This window comes from Amnibacterium setariae (assembly GCF_003581425.1).
GTDB lineage: Bacteria > Actinomycetota > Actinomycetes > Actinomycetales > Microbacteriaceae > Amnibacterium > Amnibacterium setariae.
This window is the reverse complement of sequence record NZ_QXTG01000002.1, coordinates 381,712-398,924: the sequence shown is the minus strand read 5'-3', so window position 1 is coordinate 398,924 and position 17,213 is coordinate 381,712. Positions and strand designations below refer to the sequence as shown.

The 17,213-nt window shown below is 73.9% G+C and carries 19 protein-coding genes and 1 pseudogene; 10 read left to right on the top strand and 10 right to left on the bottom strand.

Translation table 11 applies throughout. The features are described 5' to 3' along the window. Positions 1 to 9: 9 nt before the first annotated feature. The gene (locus D1781_RS09910) at positions 10 to 378 is read left to right on the top strand and encodes a DUF2510 domain-containing protein (protein WP_119482148.1); all 369 of its coding nucleotides are present in this window, start codon (positions 10 to 12) and stop codon (positions 376 to 378) included. A 12-nt stretch (positions 379 to 390) separates the two neighbouring features. Here D1781_RS09910 and D1781_RS09905 read toward each other — a convergent pair whose 3' ends face one another. The 3 genes and pseudogenes from D1781_RS09905 to D1781_RS09895 all read right to left on the bottom strand — a co-directional run bounded on the left by D1781_RS09905 (position 391) and on the right by D1781_RS09895 (position 2,101). Then, positions 391 to 834 (bottom strand): hypothetical protein, encoded by a 444-nt coding sequence (locus D1781_RS09905; RefSeq protein ID WP_119482147.1) that lies wholly within the window; start codon positions 832 to 834, stop codon positions 391 to 393. Between the two features lie 74 nt (positions 835 to 908). Beyond that, positions 909 to 1,685 (bottom strand): annotated as a pseudogene (locus tag D1781_RS18165) (hypothetical protein); the annotation flags it as partial. Continuing rightward, complete coding sequence (locus D1781_RS09895) at positions 1,643 to 2,101, bottom strand: thermonuclease family protein (RefSeq protein ID WP_147392066.1); 459 nt, start codon at positions 2,099 to 2,101, stop codon at positions 1,643 to 1,645. The pseudogene D1781_RS18165 and the gene D1781_RS09895, both read right to left, overlap by 43 nt. Positions 2,102 to 2,206: 105 nt before the next feature. Between D1781_RS09895 and D1781_RS09890 the strand changes: the two genes are divergently transcribed. Together D1781_RS09890 and D1781_RS09885 are read left to right on the top strand one after the other, a co-directional pair. Continuing rightward, positions 2,207 to 3,220 carry an AAA family ATPase gene (locus D1781_RS09890; protein WP_119482144.1) on the top strand — a complete coding sequence of 338 codons (1,014 nt, stop codon included), beginning with the start codon at positions 2,207 to 2,209 and terminating at the stop codon, positions 3,218 to 3,220. A 39-nt stretch (positions 3,221 to 3,259) separates the two neighbouring features. Then, positions 3,260 to 3,616, top strand: a complete 357-nt coding sequence (locus D1781_RS09885) for a hypothetical protein (RefSeq protein ID WP_119482143.1) — start codon at positions 3,260 to 3,262, stop codon at positions 3,614 to 3,616. A gap of 157 nt (positions 3,617 to 3,773) precedes the next feature. Here D1781_RS09885 and D1781_RS17545 read toward each other — a convergent pair whose 3' ends face one another. Continuing rightward, positions 3,774 to 3,950 carry a hypothetical protein gene (locus tag D1781_RS17545; protein WP_158590058.1) on the bottom strand — a complete coding sequence of 59 codons (177 nt, stop codon included), beginning with the start codon at positions 3,948 to 3,950 and terminating at the stop codon, positions 3,774 to 3,776. Positions 3,951 to 3,984: 34 nt separating this feature from the next. Between D1781_RS17545 and D1781_RS09875 the strand changes: the two genes are divergently transcribed. Further along, complete coding sequence (locus D1781_RS09875) at positions 3,985 to 4,941, top strand: hypothetical protein (protein ID WP_119482141.1); 957 nt, start codon at positions 3,985 to 3,987, stop codon at positions 4,939 to 4,941. A gap of 31 nt (positions 4,942 to 4,972) precedes the next feature. Here D1781_RS09875 and D1781_RS09870 read toward each other — a convergent pair whose 3' ends face one another. The 3 genes from D1781_RS09870 to D1781_RS09860 all read right to left on the bottom strand — a co-directional run bounded on the left by D1781_RS09870 (position 4,973) and on the right by D1781_RS09860 (position 7,691). Continuing rightward, positions 4,973 to 5,578 carry a DUF4126 domain-containing protein gene (locus D1781_RS09870; protein ID WP_199706550.1) on the bottom strand — a complete coding sequence of 202 codons (606 nt, stop codon included), beginning with the start codon at positions 5,576 to 5,578 and terminating at the stop codon, positions 4,973 to 4,975. A gap of 168 nt (positions 5,579 to 5,746) precedes the next feature. Beyond that, positions 5,747 to 6,649 carry an NAD(+)/NADH kinase gene (locus D1781_RS09865; RefSeq protein WP_119482140.1) on the bottom strand — a complete coding sequence of 301 codons (903 nt, stop codon included), beginning with the start codon at positions 6,647 to 6,649 and terminating at the stop codon, positions 5,747 to 5,749. A gap of 4 nt (positions 6,650 to 6,653) precedes the next feature. After that, positions 6,654 to 7,691 (bottom strand): SPFH domain-containing protein, encoded by a 1,038-nt coding sequence (locus D1781_RS09860; RefSeq protein WP_119482139.1) that lies wholly within the window; start codon positions 7,689 to 7,691, stop codon positions 6,654 to 6,656. A 160-nt stretch (positions 7,692 to 7,851) separates the two neighbouring features. Between D1781_RS09860 and D1781_RS09855 the strand changes: the two genes are divergently transcribed. The 4 genes from D1781_RS09855 to D1781_RS09840 all read left to right on the top strand — a co-directional run bounded on the left by D1781_RS09855 (position 7,852) and on the right by D1781_RS09840 (position 12,165). Beyond that, on the top strand, positions 7,852 to 8,889 hold the full coding sequence (locus tag D1781_RS09855) for an NAD(P)-dependent alcohol dehydrogenase (RefSeq protein ID WP_119482138.1): 1,038 nt from the start codon (positions 7,852 to 7,854) through the stop codon (positions 8,887 to 8,889). Positions 8,890 to 8,978: 89 nt separating this feature from the next. Further along, the gene (locus D1781_RS09850) at positions 8,979 to 10,460 is read left to right on the top strand and encodes a carotenoid oxygenase family protein (RefSeq protein ID WP_119482137.1); all 1,482 of its coding nucleotides are present in this window, start codon (positions 8,979 to 8,981) and stop codon (positions 10,458 to 10,460) included. A 54-nt stretch (positions 10,461 to 10,514) separates the two neighbouring features. Continuing rightward, complete coding sequence (locus D1781_RS09845; RefSeq protein WP_199706548.1) at positions 10,515 to 11,396, top strand: endo alpha-1,4 polygalactosaminidase; 882 nt, start codon at positions 10,515 to 10,517, stop codon at positions 11,394 to 11,396. A 70-nt stretch (positions 11,397 to 11,466) separates the two neighbouring features. Beyond that, complete coding sequence (locus D1781_RS09840; RefSeq protein ID WP_233551241.1) at positions 11,467 to 12,165, top strand: HEAT repeat domain-containing protein; 699 nt, start codon at positions 11,467 to 11,469, stop codon at positions 12,163 to 12,165. On the opposite strand, the gene D1781_RS09835 is transcribed toward D1781_RS09840, so the two are convergent. Next, positions 12,166 to 12,663 carry an AAA family ATPase gene (locus D1781_RS09835; RefSeq protein ID WP_119482135.1) on the bottom strand — a complete coding sequence of 166 codons (498 nt, stop codon included), beginning with the start codon at positions 12,661 to 12,663 and terminating at the stop codon, positions 12,166 to 12,168. It abuts the gene before it with no gap. Between the two features lie 48 nt (positions 12,664 to 12,711). Here D1781_RS09835 and D1781_RS09830 point away from each other — a divergent pair, with 48 nt between their 5' ends. Next, entirely contained in the window at positions 12,712 to 13,554 is an 843-nt protein-coding gene (locus D1781_RS09830; protein ID WP_233551239.1) for an alpha/beta fold hydrolase, read from the top strand. Positions 13,555 to 13,595: 41 nt separating this feature from the next. On the opposite strand, the gene D1781_RS09825 is transcribed toward D1781_RS09830, so the two are convergent. Further along, positions 13,596 to 14,645, bottom strand: coding sequence for an NAD(P)-dependent alcohol dehydrogenase (locus D1781_RS09825; RefSeq protein WP_119482134.1), 1,050 nt, complete (start codon positions 14,643 to 14,645; stop codon positions 13,596 to 13,598). A gap of 291 nt (positions 14,646 to 14,936) precedes the next feature. Between D1781_RS09825 and D1781_RS09820 the strand changes: the two genes are divergently transcribed. Continuing rightward, positions 14,937 to 15,398 (top strand): phage tail protein, encoded by a 462-nt coding sequence (locus tag D1781_RS09820; RefSeq protein WP_119482133.1) that lies wholly within the window; start codon positions 14,937 to 14,939, stop codon positions 15,396 to 15,398. Between the two features lie 18 nt (positions 15,399 to 15,416). Here D1781_RS09820 and D1781_RS09815 read toward each other — a convergent pair whose 3' ends face one another. After that, positions 15,417 to 17,162: a serine/threonine-protein kinase gene (locus tag D1781_RS09815; protein WP_199706546.1), complete on the bottom strand. Its 1,746-nt coding sequence runs from the start codon at positions 17,160 to 17,162 to the stop codon at positions 15,417 to 15,419. Between the last annotated feature and the right edge of the window lie 51 nt (positions 17,163 to 17,213).

The window sequence follows — 17,213 nt, the reverse complement described above, 5'->3', positions numbered from 1 at the left end:
GGTCGGACGATGAGCAGCACCGGATCGACACCGCCCGGCTGGTACCCCGAGCAGCCCGGCTCGGCGCAGGAGCGCTGGTGGGACGGGCGGTCCTGGACCGACCACGTACGGCCGACCGGCACGGGCGAGTCAGCAGCGCCCGTCGCAGCTCAGGTCACGCCCGCCGCCGCGCCGTCCTACGTCGTGCTGCAGGTCGTGCTGAAGGAGCGCTTCCTCGGGTCCGGGTCGGGCAATCTGACCGAGCTCGAGCGCGTCATCAACGCCCAGGCCGCGCAGGGGTACCGGCTGCACACGATCACGACCGCCTCGTCCGGGACGAAGGGGATCGGCGGGGGCGACCGCATCCAGGCGACGATGGTGTTCGAGCGCCTGAGCTGACGGGAGCGCTCCTCAGCGCGTGACGAGCGTCACGAGGTGCTGCCCGCCGCCGGGCTTCACCTCGGTGGTCGCGCGGAGGTCGGGCGCGAGCCGCGAGAGCCGGTCGAGCAGCCACGCGGCCGCTTCGTCCGCGTCGTCGCGGCTCGGGCAGCGGGCGACGACCTCGCGGCCGCCCTTGCGGGTCAGGCGCTCGACGGTCTCGACGATGGGCGCAGGGTCGACGACGAAGAGGTGCGACGGCCACGGCACGACCGCCTTCACGGCGCCCTTGCGGGTGTTGCAGGCGCGGTGCGCGAGTCGCTCGGGAACTGCGGCGCCCTTCTTCGGCTTGGCGCTGGTGACCGCGTCGACGCTCGGGCCGCGCGGGTCGTTGACGCTCATGTCCGGGTCGACCGGCTCGTCGCAGAGCCAGCAGCGCCAGCCGTCCCGGTCGCCGACCTCCTGCAGGGTGCTCACCCCGCGACGCTACGCGGTCGGGCGGGGCGGCTTGATCACCGGACCTGAACGACGCGCCCCACTAGAGCTGACGGTCAGTGACAGGGGATTGGCTCCCAGGTCCGGCCGCCAGGCGCGTACCGTCGGCAGCCCGTGTAGCCCGACAGGTCACCGGACGAGGAGGACGAACCCCTCTGCTCCGCTTGATCTGCGCGTTCGCGGGCAGCCCTGCGTGCCGCGGCGGTCTTGCGTGCAGCCGCCGCTTTCCGCGCCTTCGCAGCGGCCGCCGCTTTCCTCGCCCGGTCGGCCCGAATCTGTTTCGCTTTCTCTGCTGCGGCCTTCCGCTGAGATTCGATCTGCTGCTTGCGAGCAGCAGGGGCAGCAATGATCGCTGCCGCTCGAGAGCGCACCTCGGTGAATGCATCCGCGAAGCGCGCTTGCTGTGTTCTCGAGTAGAGACGCCAGAGGCTGCGACTCCTGGGATCAGCCGCACGAAGGAGCTTGTCGGTTGCCGCAGCGGATGTAGCCGCAGCGACGAGCTGACTCATGCTGGCTCGCGATCCTGCCGCGTTCAAGCCCTGTCCGCGCGCCTGCGCAGTGGCGACCGCCCCTGCGGCGGTGCAACCGATCTCCGAGTCGAAGAGTCCTCTCTCCTTCGTCTCGGCGTCGCCACTTGCCTGAGTGACCTCAGCAAGAAATCTCTGATGCCCGAGGTCTACGGGTGCGCCGAGACCGGCCTCAGCAAGCGCCACGCTGAGGTTGCCTTCGCCGTCCGGGAACACTGCGGCCAACGTGCGCCCGAATCGGTCTACTCGATCGCCGTCGAACTTCAACGTGACGCGAGTGCCGGCTGGTGCCTTCGCCCTGGCGAAGGCAGTTGCATCCCGCCCGAGACACTCGACGGGCTTATCGGGATCGACGGTCTCTGGCGTATGATGTTGAGGAGCCGGACCCGTCGAGCAACGCCGTTCACGTCAACATCAATGGTGTCGCCGTCGACCACGCGAAGGACGTGGCCGTTCTCGTCGGCACGAGCGACAGTGGTGGTGACGAAGAGTTGAGAAGCGACTAGGGCACCCGCAAGTACTACGGCGCTCAAGGTCAGCGTCAGTACGCGGGGCCTTCTGCTGATCGCCGCCGCTTCCTTCTTGGGAGCCGTCGAGAGCCGCCCGAAGATCATTCCCAGCACGACGGCACCAGCCGAGGCAGCCGCAATAAGCAGCGGGGCACACTGCGCCGCCGCCAGTGCGGCCACGAGGATCGCGCTGACCGAGATGAACCAAAACATGCGCACTGGGATGCTCCTCATTGAGAACCCGTGGGTGAAGGGCGGCCGATCGTATCGACAAGCGGCTCTGCGCTGCTACGCGACTCCCGCACCTAGGCTCCGCGCGTGGCACGACCCCGACCCTCCAAGCCCGTCCTCCGCAGCGCCGCGGAGCGGTTGCGCGAGCAGCTGCAGCGGCCCGGGCTGGAGCGGGTCGAGGAGGTCGTCGGCGGCGTGCTCGACCGGCAGGCGACCCCCGCTCGGCCGCTGCCGGAGCTGCTCGCGGAGCTCGACGCCCTGGTCGGGCTCGACGACGTGAAGGAGCAGGTGCGCGGCCTCGTCGCGTTCCTGCAGGTGCAGGCGCAGCGGAAGCGGCACGGGCTGCCGGAGGCGGCGACCTCGCAGCACCTCGTGTTCCTCGGCAACCCGGGCACGGGCAAGACGACGGTCGCGCGGCTGCTCGCCGAGATGTACCGCGCGGTCGGGCTGCTGCAGAAGGGGCACCTCGTCGAGGTCGACCGCGCCGGGCTCGTCGGGCAGTACGTCGGCTCGACCGCGATCAAGACCGACCGGGTGATCCGCCGCGCGCTCGACGGCGTGCTGTTCATCGACGAGGCCTACTCCCTCTCGCCCGAGGGCGAGGGCCGCATGGACTTCGGCCCCGAGGCGATCGAGGTGCTGCTGAAGCGGATGGAGGACCACCGCCACCGCCTCGTCGTCATCGTCGCCGGCTACCCGCGGCTGATGGAGCGGTTCCTGCTCTCGAACCCGGGCCTGCGGTCGCGGTTCGCGCGGGAGATCGACTTCCCGGACTACTCGACCGCGGAGCTCGAGGCGATCTTCGGCACGATCGTCGCCGACCACCGGTACGAGCTCGGCGAGGGCGCCGACGAGGTGCTGCACCGCGTCTTCGCCGGCATGCGACGCGGGGAGGACTCCGGCAACGCCCGCTTCGCCCGGACGCTCTTCGAGCAGGCGATCAACCGGCAGGCGATGCGCCTCGCGGGTTCCGACCTCGACACGGTCGAGCTCGACGCGGAGGCCGTCACGCTGCTGACCCCGGAGGACATCGGATCCGCGGCGCGGGCGCTGGGGGAGGAGCCGCCGGTGGAGTCGCGCTGGCGGCGCTGGTTCGTGTGAGGCGCGGGGCGTGTCGGTGCCGTGCGCCACGATTCGCGCATGTCCCCGGTTCCGCCCCGCACCGACGGTGCGGCACTCGTCACCGCGACGGCGCTCGTCCTCGTCGCACCCGTCGCACTCGTCGCGCTCCTCGTGCTGCTGCTCCTCGTGGTGTTCCTCGTCCTCCTCGTCGTCGCGGCGTTCCAAGACGGATTCGTCCAAGGCTGCTCGGCGCTCAGCGCACTGATCGGCATCCCCTCGGTCGCGGTCCTCGCAATCCGCGCCCTCGCCCGGCGGCTCGGGGGCCGCCGACCGGTCGAACCGCTGCCCGGGCTCCGCGAGGTCGAGGAGCGCTACCGCACCAGCGACTTCATCCACCGCGACTTCGAGGCGGAGCAGCGGTCGCTCGGGCGCTGAACCGCTCGGAAGCCGGAGAGCGGAGCGCTGGAGGCTGCGGCCGATGTCGCGCCCGCGTCGGCGATGTCCGTCGCGAAAGACTGTGCGTCCGCTGCGGGTGCACACCGGTTGTGTGACCGCAACGGGTGGAGCGGACAGCCCCTTGTATGAGCGGTTCTCACGACTCCACCACCCGCCTCCGGTTCAGGGGCTCCGCGGCGATCGGGCTGACCCTGCTGGTGGCGGGGACGGTCGCCGCCTGCTCGCAGCCCGCCGCCGCGCCTCCCGCGTCGTCGGTGACGCCGGCCAGTGCGACGACGGTGACGGCGTCGCCGTCCGCAAGCGCTTCGCCCACCGCGGGCTCTGCACCGCTGACCTGCGACGACCTCGTGTCGAAGGCGGACATCGTGCGGGCGCTCGCCGCCGGGCAGCCTGCGAGCGACTGGGTCGTGATCCCGACCAGCACCGTCGACGGCTCGATCACGGGGCAGAAGGCGCTGGAGGGCGCGGGCGGCCTCGGCTGCTCCTGGCGGGCCGGGCCGCCGAGCTCGGAGGCCGGCGTCGCGGAGCTGATCGTCTCGGTTCTTCCGGGCGCGGCGAAGGAGTGGACCGGAGCGCTGTACGGCGACGGGCCCACCGACCAGCGCCGCACGTTCGCCGGCATCTCGGCCGCGGCGGCGTGCGGCGACCCCGGCTGCGGCGCGACCGCGGCCGTCGGCTCCAGCTGGGTGCGCGTCGACCTGATGACCGGCCCGCGCGAAGGCGCCTCGCCGACCTCGGCGTTCGCGAAGGAGACGGACGACGAGGTCTTCGCCGGTCTGACCCCCGCGGTCGAGTCCGCGCTCCGCACGGTGCAGGGCGCGAGCGCGGCGCAGCTGCGGTTCCCGGACCACGTGCCGAGCGGGCAGCAGGCGCCGTGCACGAACTACCTCAAGAAGGCGTCCCTCGCCGAGGCGCTCGGCGTGAAGAGCACCAGCATCGACACGAGCTTCCAGCCGGACCCGAAGGTCGACTCCCTCTTCGCCGCGGCGGAGCTGCGCATCGGCGACTCCGTCTGCGACCTCACGGACCCGCGATACACGCCCGCGCCCGAGCTCGCGCGGGTGACCGTCGCGCCCGAGCAGGGCTGGGCGGTCGACGACATCGCCGCGCACTCGGCCCAGCGGGGCGACCTCCGCCCGGTTGCGCTGCAGGGCCTCGCCTCGGGGGAGCGGGCGCTGTCCAGCTGCGGCTCCTCCGGCAACGAGTGCTCGGTCGTCTTCACCCTCGGCTCCGACGCGATCCAGGTCGCGAACACGCCTCGCGCGAACCAGGTCGCGGAGGCGATCCTCGCGGCCGCGCGGTAGCGGTCTTCGCGGGTGGTGACGGGCCGGTGGGTCAGCTCGTCGCCAGAGCCCGGCGACGCGCTCGACGTCGCCGGGCCGTCCGCACGAGCAGGACGAGCCCGACGACCAGCGCGATCAGCAGCACCGCGACGAGGGCGGGCAGCAGGATCGCGGCGGCGACGAGCGCGACCGAGGAGACGTCCTCCACCGTGCTGAGCACCGGCGCCGCGACGCCCACGGTCGCCGTGTTCGCGACGGCCCGGGTACCCGCCTTGCCGAGGTGCACGGTCAGCGCGAGCACGACGCCGATCGCGACCGGAACCCAGCCGCCCGAGGCGAGGAAGCCGCCCGGGTCGCTGATCGCGGGGGTCTGCGAGGCCGTGCCGGACCCGAAGACGATGCCGCCCGCAGCCGGCCGCACGACGGTCTGGACGATGTCGTTCACGTGATCGACCGCCGGCACCTTGTCGGCCACGACCTCCACGACGAACAGCACGCCGAGGATGCCGAGCGCCCACGGGTTCTCCAGCCACGCCCACCCGTGTGGCAGCGTCACGAGGTCCGTGAAGCGCGATAGCAGGCCGAGCGCCAGCATCGGGATGTAGGCGTTCAGGCCCGCCGCGGCGGCGAGACCCGTGCCGGTCAGCGCCTCGATCACGGCGACTCCTCCTGCGGTCCCTGCGGCGCCGGAAGGTCGGCACCGCCTCCCGCCCATGATGACGTGACGACCCGGGTCTGTTGCACCGATCAGGCCGGATTCGCGACACGCCCTACCCGGCGGCGCAGGAGGCGGCGTGTCGCGGAACGGGCCTGATCCGTGAAGGGGTCAGCGGGGGCGGACGACCAGACGGAGGCGCGTCGCCGCGGGCGCGACGGTCAACCGCTGCCCGAACCCGATGGATAGACGGTCGCGCTCGATGCCGTCGCCGAACGCGACCAGCAGGTCCGACTGCGCGGTGATCACGAGAGGCTGCTCCCCGGTGACGACGCCCCAGCTGAGGTTCGTGCCCGTGGCCCGCGAGGGCCACGCCTCGCGGACGAACCAGGCGATGTCGTGCGACTCGGGCGCCGGGAGGCGGTCCGCGAGCCGCCGGTCGGAGGCGATGGAGGAGATCCACCCGGTGCTGCCCGTCCCGGTGCCCGCGATGAGCCCGGAGCAGGACTGGCGCTCGTCGCCGCGCCCCGGGTCGGTCAGCGTCCACCGGGCGGACTGGTGCCCCGGGCTGCCGATGTAGACGTCGTTCAGCGCGACGAGGGACTGGCCGTCGTCGAGCCGCGCCTCCACCATCGTCCGTTCGGACACGGCGGCCCGGCCGCGCGCGATCGCGAGCATCTGCGCGTGCGCCTCCGCGGGGGAGAACGGCACGAGGACGCCCGCGTTGATCCCGGGCTCCGGGTCGATGCCGAGCACCGGCTGCCCGTGCAGGTACTTCGCCGCGTTCGCGACGAGGCCGTCCTGGCCGACGGCGACGATCACGTCCTCCGGCGCGAACAGGTAGCGATCGAGCTCGGACCGCTCGACGGTCGCCCGCCGAAAGCCGTCGGGCACCGCGTCCTCGACGGCCGTCCTCGCCGCCTCGACCGCGTCGTGCCGCGCCTGCAGGTCCGCGATGCTGCGGCCGCGCGAGCGGAGGAAGAACTCCGCCTGCCCGTACGTCGCGTGCCGGTCGATCAGCTCGTCGAGCTCCGACCGGCGGTGGACGATGACGATCCGCGGCGCGAGCGCCACGACGTCAGTCCCTCGACGGAGCGGAAGCGGGCGCGGGCGCCGGCACGGGCGCGGCGCCGAGCTTCGTCAGCGCCTGCGTCAGCACGTCCGGCGTCAGGTTCAGCGTCCCGATCGCGGGAAGGTGCTCGGCGAGCGCGTTCATCGCGAGCGCGGTCAGCAGCGCGGGGTCGACGCCGGCGTAGGAGCCGAGCCGCGCGGTCTCCGCCTCGGCCCGGGCGGTGCCGAGCTCGCGGGTGCGCGCCGCCTCGGACTCGGTGCGGATCCGGTCCCGCTCCGCGACCGAGGTCGCGGTGATGCGGGCGGTCGCGGCCTCCTCCGTCGCGCGGCGCTGCGCGTTCGCGCCCTCCTGCTGCACGAGGTTCTGCTCGCGCGTCGCGAGCTCGATCTTCGACTGCAGCTCGTTCTCCGCGATGGTGCGCTCGCGCTCGACGGCGAGCGCCCGGCGCTCGTAGCTGGCGGCGTCGGCCTGCTGCTGCACCTGCTCGCGGACGGGCGTCTCGAGCGCTTTCTCGAGGTCCGGCTGCGGGCGGATGCTGACGATGCGGACCGCGATGACGATGACCGAGGTCTCCGCCAGGCGCGCGTCGGCGGCGAGGCCGGCCGCGGTGGTGCTGCGGACGATCGGCACCCCGGTGCTGAGCAGCTCGACGAGCGGGACGGTCGAGATGTGCTCGACCGCGTACTGCTGCGCGAGCTCGGTGATGCGGGTGCCGACCTGCTCGAGCGGCTTGCCGATCCACTGCCCGCGGTACGGGTCGATGGAGAAGTCGATCCGCTCGGCCGCGACCGCCGGGTCGCCGAAGCGGTAGGTGACGGTCGCCTGGACCGACACCTCCTGGAAGTCGACGGTGCGCGCGCGGAAGAGCATCGACAGCTCGGACTCCGCGATCGGCACCTCGCTGATCGCGGCGTTGAGCGGGCGGAAGAAGAACGCCGCGCCTGCGCCGCGGTGCGCGAGCGCGCCCTTGCGGGTGTGGATGACGTAGTTCGTCGGGTTCGAGCGCAGGTGCAGCGTGAACGGGAAGCGGCGGATGTCGGCCATGGGTGCTCCGGGTCGGGCGAGGCGAGCAGGTGGGTGCCGCCAGGCTATTCGGGTCCGGACCAGGTGCTCCATCCCCACTCCGGGCCGTGGCCGTGGATGCCCCGCCGGCGCGGTCAGGATCCCGGCCTACCGTCGAAGGACACCACGGAGGGAGAGCCCCATGAAGGCGCTGCAGTACCGGACCATCGGAGCACGACCGGAGGTCGTCGAGATCGACGAGCCGGAACCCGGCCCCGGTCAGCTGCTGCTGAAGGTCACGGCCGCGGGCGCCTGCCACTCCGACGAGTACGTGATGTCGCTGCCCGCCGAGGCGTACGACTACGGGTTCCCGCTGACCCTCGGGCACGAGGGAGCGGGCGTGGTGGCCGCGGTCGGCCAGGGCGTCGAGCACGTCGCGGTCGGCGACGCCGTCGCGGTCTACGGGCCGTGGGGCTGCGGCCGCTGCCACAACTGCGCCCAGGGCAAAGAGAACTACTGCACGAACGCGGCCGCGGAGGGCATCCGCTCGCCCGGGCTCGGCGCGCCGGGCGCGATGGCCGAGTACCTGCTCGTCGACTCCGAGCGCCACGTCGTGCCGCTCGACGGGCTCGACCCGGTCAAGCACGTCTCGCTGACCGACGCGGGCCTCACGCCGTACCACGCGATCAAGCAGTCGCTGCCGAAGCTCGGGGCCGGCACGACCGCGCTGGTGCTCGGCACCGGCGGCCTCGGGCACGTCGGGATCCAGATCCTCAAGGCGATCTCCGGCGCCCGGGTGATCGCGGTCGACGTGAACGACGAGAAGCTCGAGCTGGCGACCGAGGTCGGCGCCGACGAGACCGTGCTGTCGAACGACCGGGCCACGGGGCGGATCCGCGACCTGACGGGCGGCCTCGGCGCGGACGCGGTGTTCGACTTCGTCGGCGTGCAGCCGACCATGGAGATCGCCGCCGCGAGCGCCGCGCTCGAGGCGGACGTGACGATCGTCGGCATCGGCGGCGGCAGCATCCCGTTCGCGTTCGGCTCCCTGCCGTTCGACGCTGCGCTCCGGACGCCGTACTGGGGGAGCCGGAGCGAGCTGATCGAGGTGCTCGACCTGGCCCGCCGCGGCCAGATCACGGTGGAGATCGAGCAGTTCTCCCTCGACGACGCCCCGCGCGCCTACGAGAAGCTGCACGCGGGCTCGCTGCGCGGCCGCGCCGTGGTCGTCCCCGACTGACCTTCTCCGGGCGAGCGGGGGCGCCGGGCGACGGCCCGCAGCCCCCGCTGCTCGGAGGCGCGCACAGGACCCGCACGTACGGTCCGCGCATGAGCGTCATCGCCCCGACCGGCTCCGACCGTCCGCTGCTCACCGGCGGCGCCTACGACCCGGTGCAGGTCGAGACGACCGCCATGGACCTGCGGGTGACCGGGCGGATCCCGGAGTGGCTCGACGGCCGCTACGTGCGCAACGGGCCGAACCCGATCGGCGCGGTCGACCCGGCGACCTTCCACTACTTCATGGGCGACGGGATGGTGCACGGCGTCCGCCTGCGCGGCGGCCGCGCCGAGTGGTACCGGAACCGGTGGGTGCGCTCCGCCGACGCGGCGAAGGCGCTCGGCGAGCCCGTGCCGCCGACCTCCGGCGTCAGCGTCGCCGCGAACACGACCGTGATCGGGCACGCGGGCGCGACGCTCGCCCTCGTCGAGGCCGGCGGCACCTGCTACGCCCTCACCGACGAGCTGGAGACCATCGGCTCCTGGACCTTCCAGGGCACCCTGCCCGGCGGCTACACCGCGCACCCGAAGCTCGACCCGGCGTCCGGCGAGCTGCACGCGATCTCCTACCGCTTCGACCAGCCCGGGTTCGTGCAGTACTCGGTCGTGGACCCGCGGGGGCGGGCTCGGCGCGTGGTCGACGTCCCGGTCGCGGGCAGCCCGCTGATCCACGACATGGGCCTGACGGAGGGGCACGTCGTCGTGCTCGACCTGCCGATCGAGTTCGACCTCGCCCGCGCGATGCGCGCCGTCGGCGTGCCCGAGCGGATGATCGGGCCGGGGTCGAAGGTCGCGTCGAAGCTGATCGGGCGGGTCCCGGCGGGCGGGCGCCTGGCGGACAAGGCGGCCTCCCGCCTCCGGAACGGCGACATGCCCTACAGCTGGTCGCCGGAGCACCCGAGCCGCCTCGGCGTGCTGCCGCGGGAGGGCGCCGGTGCCGCGGTGCGCTGGTTCGAGATCGCGCAGTGCTTCGTCTTCCACGTGCTCGGCGCCTACGACGAGGTCGACCGGGACGGCATGGTCACCGCGGTCGTGGTCGACGGGATCCGGTACGACGAGGTGTTCGTGAACGACGACCGCGGCCCGGAGGGCGCGACGACCCGGCTCACGCGCTGGCGCCTCGACCTCGTCACCGGCCGCGCGAGCGAGACGACCGTCGACGACCGGCAGCAGGAGTTCCCCCGCATCGACGAGCGGCTGATGGGGCGGCCGTACCGCTTCGGCTACGCGACGGGCCTGGCGCCGGACGGCACGGGCACGGTCGACGACCGGATCCTCAAGCACGACCTCGTGTCCGGTACCACCGAGTCGCACAGCCTCGGCGAGGGCGTGGAGGTGGGCGAGCTCGTCTTCGTGCCGCGCGCACCGGACGCGGCGGAGGACGACGGGGTCCTGATGGGCTTCGTGCACGACGGGGCGACCGGCGCGGACCGGCTCGAGCTGCTCGACGCCGCGTCCCTCGAGTCCGTCGCGCAGGTGCACCTGCCGGCGCGCGTGCCGCACGGCTTCCACGGCAACTGGCTGCCCGCCTGAGGCGCCGGGTCGGCCGACCCGCTCCCCGGACGGCCCGGCCCCCACGGTGAGTGCGTGGCGAGCGGCGGGCAGGGGAGGACACGGCTCCGCGCGGTGCTGCTGATCACCGTCGCGTCGGTGGCGGTCGCGGCGTCGGCCACCGCGGTGGCGGTCGCCGCCGCGCCTCCGGCCCCGAAGACGTCGCCCACGTCCGCGCCGCACGCGGTCGCCCCGCCGCCGGCCGGCGCGCGGTTCGACTACCAGCTCGGCGGCGCCTACCCGCCGGCGGAGGGCGTCCGGATCGTCGACCGCGATCGGACCGACCGGCCCGTCCGCGGCGTCTACTCGATCTGCTACGTCAACGCCTTCCAGACGCAGCCGCAGGAGCGCGCCTGGTGGCTGCGGCACCACCCGACGCTCGTGCTGCGGACGGGCGCCGGGAAGCCGGTCGTCGACCCCGGCTGGCCGGGTGAGGCGATCCTCGACATCTCGACCGCGGCAAAGCGGCGGGCGGTCGCACGGATCGTGAACCGGTGGGTCGACGGCTGCGCGGCGAAGGGCTTCCGCGCGATCGAGCCCGACAACCTCGACACCTGGACGCGCTTCCCGAAGCGGATCAGCCGCGCGGACACGCTCGCCTACACGCGCCTCCTCACCGCGCACGCGCACCGCCGCGGGCTCGCGGTCGCGCAGAAGAACGCGCCGGAGCTCGGCCGGCGCGGCGAGGCCGCGGGCTTCGACTTCGCGATCGCGGAGGAGTGCCAGGTGTACGAGGAGTGCGGCGCCTACACGGCGGTCTACGGGCGCCACGTGATCGAGATCGAGTACACCGACACGCCTCGCCGCGCCTTCAGCGACGGGTGCCGGCTCCGCGGCTCGCGCGTCTCCGTGCTGCTGCGGGACCGGGAGGTCGTGCCGCGGGGGACCGCCGGATACGTCTCACGGTGGTGCCGCTGAGACCCGCCCGATCGGGCCGTGCCCTTGTCGTCCGCGCATCGGGCGACGCTGCAGCGCGCACGATGGAGGGGTGCGCCTCGGCGACGGCGCACGGGACGGAGACGGCGTGAACCCGAGCGAGCTGACGACGGCGCTCCGGCACGAGAGCGGCTCGACGCGGCTGCGGGCCGCGATGGCCGCGGGGACGACGCCGGACCCGGACGTCGTCGACGTGCTCGTCGAGCGGTCGGGCGTCGAGCCCGACTTCTTCGTCCGCGACATGCTCACCTGGGCGCTGACGCGCCTCCCCGCGGACCTCACGGTGCCGCGGCTCGTCGCCGAGCTGTCGTCGCCGTTCCCGCAGGCCCGCAGCCAGTCGTTGCACACGCTGACGAAGCTCGCCGACCCGCGGTCGCGCCCGGCGCTGACCCCGGCACTGGTCCACGACGAGGAGGACGAGGTCGCCCGGGCGGCCTGGCGCCTCGCGGTCGTGCTCGTGCCGGCGGACATCGCGGGGGAGCCGGAGGCCGTCGCCGAGGACCTCGCGACCGAGCTCGGCCGACGCGGTCCGGAGGCGAAGCGCAGCCTGACCAGGGCGATGACCTCGCTCGGGGAAGCGGCGCGACCGGTGCTCGAGCGCATCGCGGAGCAGGGCGCGTTCGCGCAGCGGGTGCACGCCGGCGCGACCTTGCTGATCCTCGACGACCCGCGCCGCGAGTTCATGGCGGCGATGGCGGAGGCGCGGCGGACCGCGATCGACGTCGGCCCGACGGAGCCGGACGCCTCCTGATCAGCGCTGCTCGCCCGAGGCGAGCACGAGGATGCGGTCCACGACCTCGCTGAGCGGGGCCGTGGAGTCGATCGCGACGCCCGGCGGCGTGTCCGGCCCGGAGCGGTGCAGCGCGAGCACCCACTCCCGCTCAGCCGGTCGGCCGCCGAACTCGTCCTCGGGGCGCAGCTCCAGCCGTCGCCGCAGCGTCGCCTCGTCGACCTCGAGCACGAACACCGCGTCGAACACGTCGAGGAACGACGCAGAGTTCCGCGAGCCGCCGCAGAAGAACGTCCTCGCGTGCGACCGATCCGCGGCGATCGCCCGCACGCGCTCCTCCGGCCACACCCAGTTCGCGTGCTCCTCCTCGAACGTGTCGTCGGGGGCGACGGGGTGCAGGCGGACCGCGAGCTCGGTGTCGCCGTCGACGACCTGCTCCCCGCGGCGGCGCAGCTCACGCGCGACGGAGGTCTTGCCCGAGCCGGACAGGCCCTCGACGAGGTAGTTCCGCACGCCCACGAGGGCAGCGTACGGACCGCGCGGAGCGAGCGCCCCTACCCTCGCGCCGTGCACGCAGAGCGGCTGACCCGCTTCACCTCCGAGGGCCTCGAGTTCACCGTGCGGGACGACGGGCCCCTCGACGGCCCGGTCGTCGTCGCGCTGCACGGCTTCCCGCAGACCTCCGCGTCCTGGGCCGCCGTCGCGCCGCTGCTGACCGACGCGGGATACCGGGTGCTGGCGCCCGACCAGCGGGGCTACTCGCCGGCTGCTCGGCCGCAGGAGGTTCGGGCGTACTCGATGCGGTCGCTGACCGGCGACGTGCTCGCGCTCGCGGACGCCGCCGGGGCGGAGCGGTTCCACCTGCTCGGGCACGACTGGGGCGCCGCGGTCTCGTGGACCCTCGCCGGGCGGCACGCGAACCGGGTCGCCTCCCTGAGCGCCGTGTCCGTACCGCATCCGGCGGCCATGCGTCGGGCGCTCGCCGGTCCGCAGGCCCTGAAGTCCTGGTACATCGGCGCCTTCCAGATCCCGGTGCTGCCGGAGGCGCTGCTCCGCGCCCGCGGGGGAGCGCTCGCCCGGCGCCTGATGGCCGGCGCCGGCATGCGGGACCCGGAGGAGGCCGTCCGCCTGCTGACCGATCCACGCACGGCGACCGCGATGCTGAACTGGTACCGGGCGATCCGCCTCCGCGGCCAGCTCGGCGCGGGCCGGACGCGCGTCCCGACGCTGTTCGTGTGGAGCGACGGCGACACCGCGATCGGCCGGCAGGCTGCCGAGGGCGCGAGCGATTTCGTCGCGGCGCCGTACCGGTTCGAGGTGCTCGAGGGCGCGTCGCACTGGGTCCCGGAGGAGCGCCCTGCCGAGCTCGCCGCGCTCGTGCTGGAGCACGTCGCCGCGCACCCGGCCTGACCGGCGGCCGCCCGTCCGGGCGGCCGCCGCGCGATGGCGCCCTAGGCCGGGATCGTCGCGGTGTCGATCACGTAGCGGTAGTGCACCTTCCCGTCGACCACGCGGTCGTACGCCTCGGTGACCTCGTCCGCCGCGATGGTCTCGATGACCGCGCCGATGCCGTGCGCGCCGCAGAAGTCGAGCATCTCCTGCGTCTCGCGGATGCCGCCGATGTTCGAGCCGCCGATGCTGCGGCGGCCGCCGATGACGGAGCCCGCGTTGAAGCTCTGCCGCTCCGGCGGCAGGCCGACGTAGACGAAGCTGCCGCCGACGCGGAGGGTGCGGAGGAACGCGTCGACCGGCACGTCCGCCGACACCGTGTTGATGATCAGGTCGAACGTGTTGCGGAGCGCCTTCAGCGCGCCCTCCTCGCTCGTGGCGACGTAGTGGTCGGCGCCGAGGCGGCGGCCGTCCTCCTCCTTCGAGCGCGTGCGGGAGATGACGGTGACCTCCGCGCCGAGCGCGTGCGCGATCTGCACGGCCATGTGGCCGAGCCCGCCGAGTCCCACGACCGCGACGTGCTTGCCGGAGCCCGCGCCCCAGTGCTTGAGCGGGCTGTAGGTGGTGATGCCGGCGCAGAGCAGCGGCGCCGCGACGTCGAGGCCGATCGCGTCCGGGATGCGGAGCACGTAGCGCTCGTCGACGACGACCGCGGTGCTGTAGCCGCCGTAGGTGGGCTCCCCGTCGTACGAGCGGGCGTTGTAGGTGCCGACGTTGCCCTTCAGGCAGAACTGCTCCTCGCCCGCGAGGCAGTACTCGCACTCGCGGCAGGAGTCGACGAAGCAGCCGACGCCGACCCGGTCGCCGACCGCGTAGCGGGTGACCTCGCTGCCGATCGCGCTGACCGTGCCCGCGATCTCGTGGCCCGGGACCATCGGGAAGATCGCGCCGCCCCACTCCTCCCGCACCTGGTGGATGTCGGAGTGGCAGATGCCCGCGTAGGCGATGTCGATCGCGACGTCGTTCGGGCCGAGGTCGCGGCGCTCGACCGTGCCGCGGTGGAAGGCGGCGCCGGCCGCGTCGGCGAGCAGGGCGGGGACGGTGGTGGGCATGGCGGACCTCCGGAGGTGGGACGAGCGGTGCGGCGGGCACCGGGCGGGCCGAGCGGCGCTGCGAGACGGCTGCCGCGGCCCGCACGATCGTAGGGCGCGGCGCCTGAGCCGCCCGGTGCCGCCCTGGCGGGGCCCTCCGCTGCTCATCGGCCCGAGCGCACGGGCGGATCTGCAGCGGACGGCCCCGGGAGCGGGTGCGGGTTCTCCGTTCCTGCTCGATGCGCGCCCGCATGCGTCGCGGGCGCCCTCCGGTCGGTACCGTCGGCAGCGGATCGAGCAGGAGGAGCCCGAGTGTCCTACGCCGTGGATTACGTCGACGTGTCGCCCGTCGGCCTGGAGTCGTCGCCCGTCGTCGACGCGCTCGCGGGGCTGCGCGCGAACGAGGCGCGCTACTTCGCGAACAAGTACGAGCACGCGTTCACCACGCTGCCCGCCGCCCAGGCGGGGGAGACGATCGACCGGGTCGCCCGGATCCTCCGCGAGGAGCGGGGCATCGTCATCGCGTCGCCGCCGCTCGAGGCGACGACGTTCGAGGTCGACGGCGTCCGCTGGGACTACGTCTTCTCCGAGAGCGGCCTGTCGATCAACGTGCTGTGGACCCTCGCCGAGGGCGGCAAGCGCGCGGTCGGCTTCAAGCTCTCCGACGGCATGGAGGTGCCGGAGGAACTCGGCGCGTTCAAGTTCGCGCGGCAGCGGTCGAAGCTCGCGGGCACGATCCGCGGCTCCTACTTCGTCATCAAGGGCGAGTACTGAGCCCCGATCGGCCCCGCCTCAGCGGCTGCTGACGACATCCGAGTCGGCGATCTTGAGCACGCCGCCGTCGCGGACGAGCCGGAACGTCGTGTCCTCGACGGTGACGCTGCCGTCGCTGCGGCGGTAGGTCAGGGTCGCCTCGACCGCGTCGGATCCGATCGACCGCACGTCCGTCGCGCTGATGGAGCGGACCGGCCGCCAGAACTCGTCGTAGGACGCGCGGCCGCCGGCGTGGTTCTGCTGGTAGCCGGCCGTCAGCAGCTGCCACGCCGCGGCGGTGTTCCCGGGCACGAGCGAGTAGTAGCGCCGGATCGCGGCGACCGGCGTGGCCGCCCCGGCCGCCGGGGCGCTCGTCGCGGTCGGCGTCGGGCTGCTGCTCGGGCTCGACGGGGTCGAGGTCGGGCTCGGCGTCGCGCTCGGGCTGGCCGTGACGGAGGGGGAGGGCGCGGCCGACGACGGCGCGCGGCTCGGGCTCGCGGCGGGCGTGCGCGTCGCGGCGGCGGCCGGTGCAGACCGGGTCGGCGCCGGCCCGTCGCCCGACTGCACGGCGCGCAGCAGGCCGAACCCGCCGAGCGCGACGAGCACCACCGCGACGGCGGCGATGAGCACAGCGAGGCCGCGGCGGCGGCGCGGCCGGGCCTCCTCGTCCTCCGGGCCGAGCTCTGCCGGCGGCGGCCCAGCGAGGACCGGCTCGGGCGCGGCCGGCTCGGCGGCGACGGGCTCCGCGGCCGCGGGGGCCAGGGGCTCGGGCGCGGTCACCGTCGGTGCGGGGCGGGTCGGTGCGCCCGCGGTGCTCGCCGCGGCGGGCTCCACGACGAGGGTCGCGGTGTGCTCCTCCGGCACGGGCACCCACGCGGTCGGCTGGTCCGGGTCGTCCTCCGCGTCGACGTCCGGCTCCGCATCCGAGACGAGGGGGAGGGTCGGCACGGGCACGTCGTCCGCCTCCGCCTGCACGGCCGCGAGCCGGCGGGCGACCTGCGCCATCGTCGGGCGGTCGGCCGGGTCGGACGCCATCATCTGCAGCAGCAGCGGGCCGAGCGGGCCGCTCTCCTTCGGCGCCTGGAACCCGCCGGAGGCGACGCGGTGCAGCACGGCGATCGAGTTCGGCTCCTCGCCGAACGGCGCGCGCCCCTCCGACGCCGCGTACAGCGTCGAGCCGAGGGAGAAGACGTCGGAGGCGGGCGTCGAGTCCTCGCCGCGGGCGACCTCCGGGGCGAGGTACGCGGGCGTGCCGTGCACGAAGCCCGTCGAGGTGAGGGTCGCGTCGCCGGTCGCGTGCGAGATGCCGAAGTCGCTGAGCAGCGCGGTGCCGTCCGCGTCGGCGATCAGGATGTTGCCCGGCTTCACGTCGCGGTGGACGATCCCGAGCGCGTGCGCCGCGGCCAGCGCGGAAGCGACCTCGGCGCCGATCCGCGCCACCTCACCGGCGGGCAGCGGGGCGCGGCGGCGGATCAGGGCGGACAGCGGCTCCGAGGGCACGTACTGCATCACGAGGCAGGGCTCGCCGTCGTGCTCCACCGCGTCGAACACGGGCACCGCGTGCGGGTGGTGGAGGCGGGCGGTGATGCGCGCCTCCCGCATCGCCCGCTGCTTCGCGAGCTCCGCCTCCTCCTCCGAGAAGCCGGCGATCAGGCGCAGCTGCTTGACCGCGACCGTGCGCTGCAGCAGCTCGTCGCGGGCCTCCCACACGACGCCCATGCCGCCGGCCGCGATGCGGCGCTCGAGGCGGTAGCGCTCCGCGATGACCTCCTGCGGTGCACCCACCCGATCGCCTCCCGAGCACCCCGGCCGAGATCCTGAGCGTACGGGAGGGGG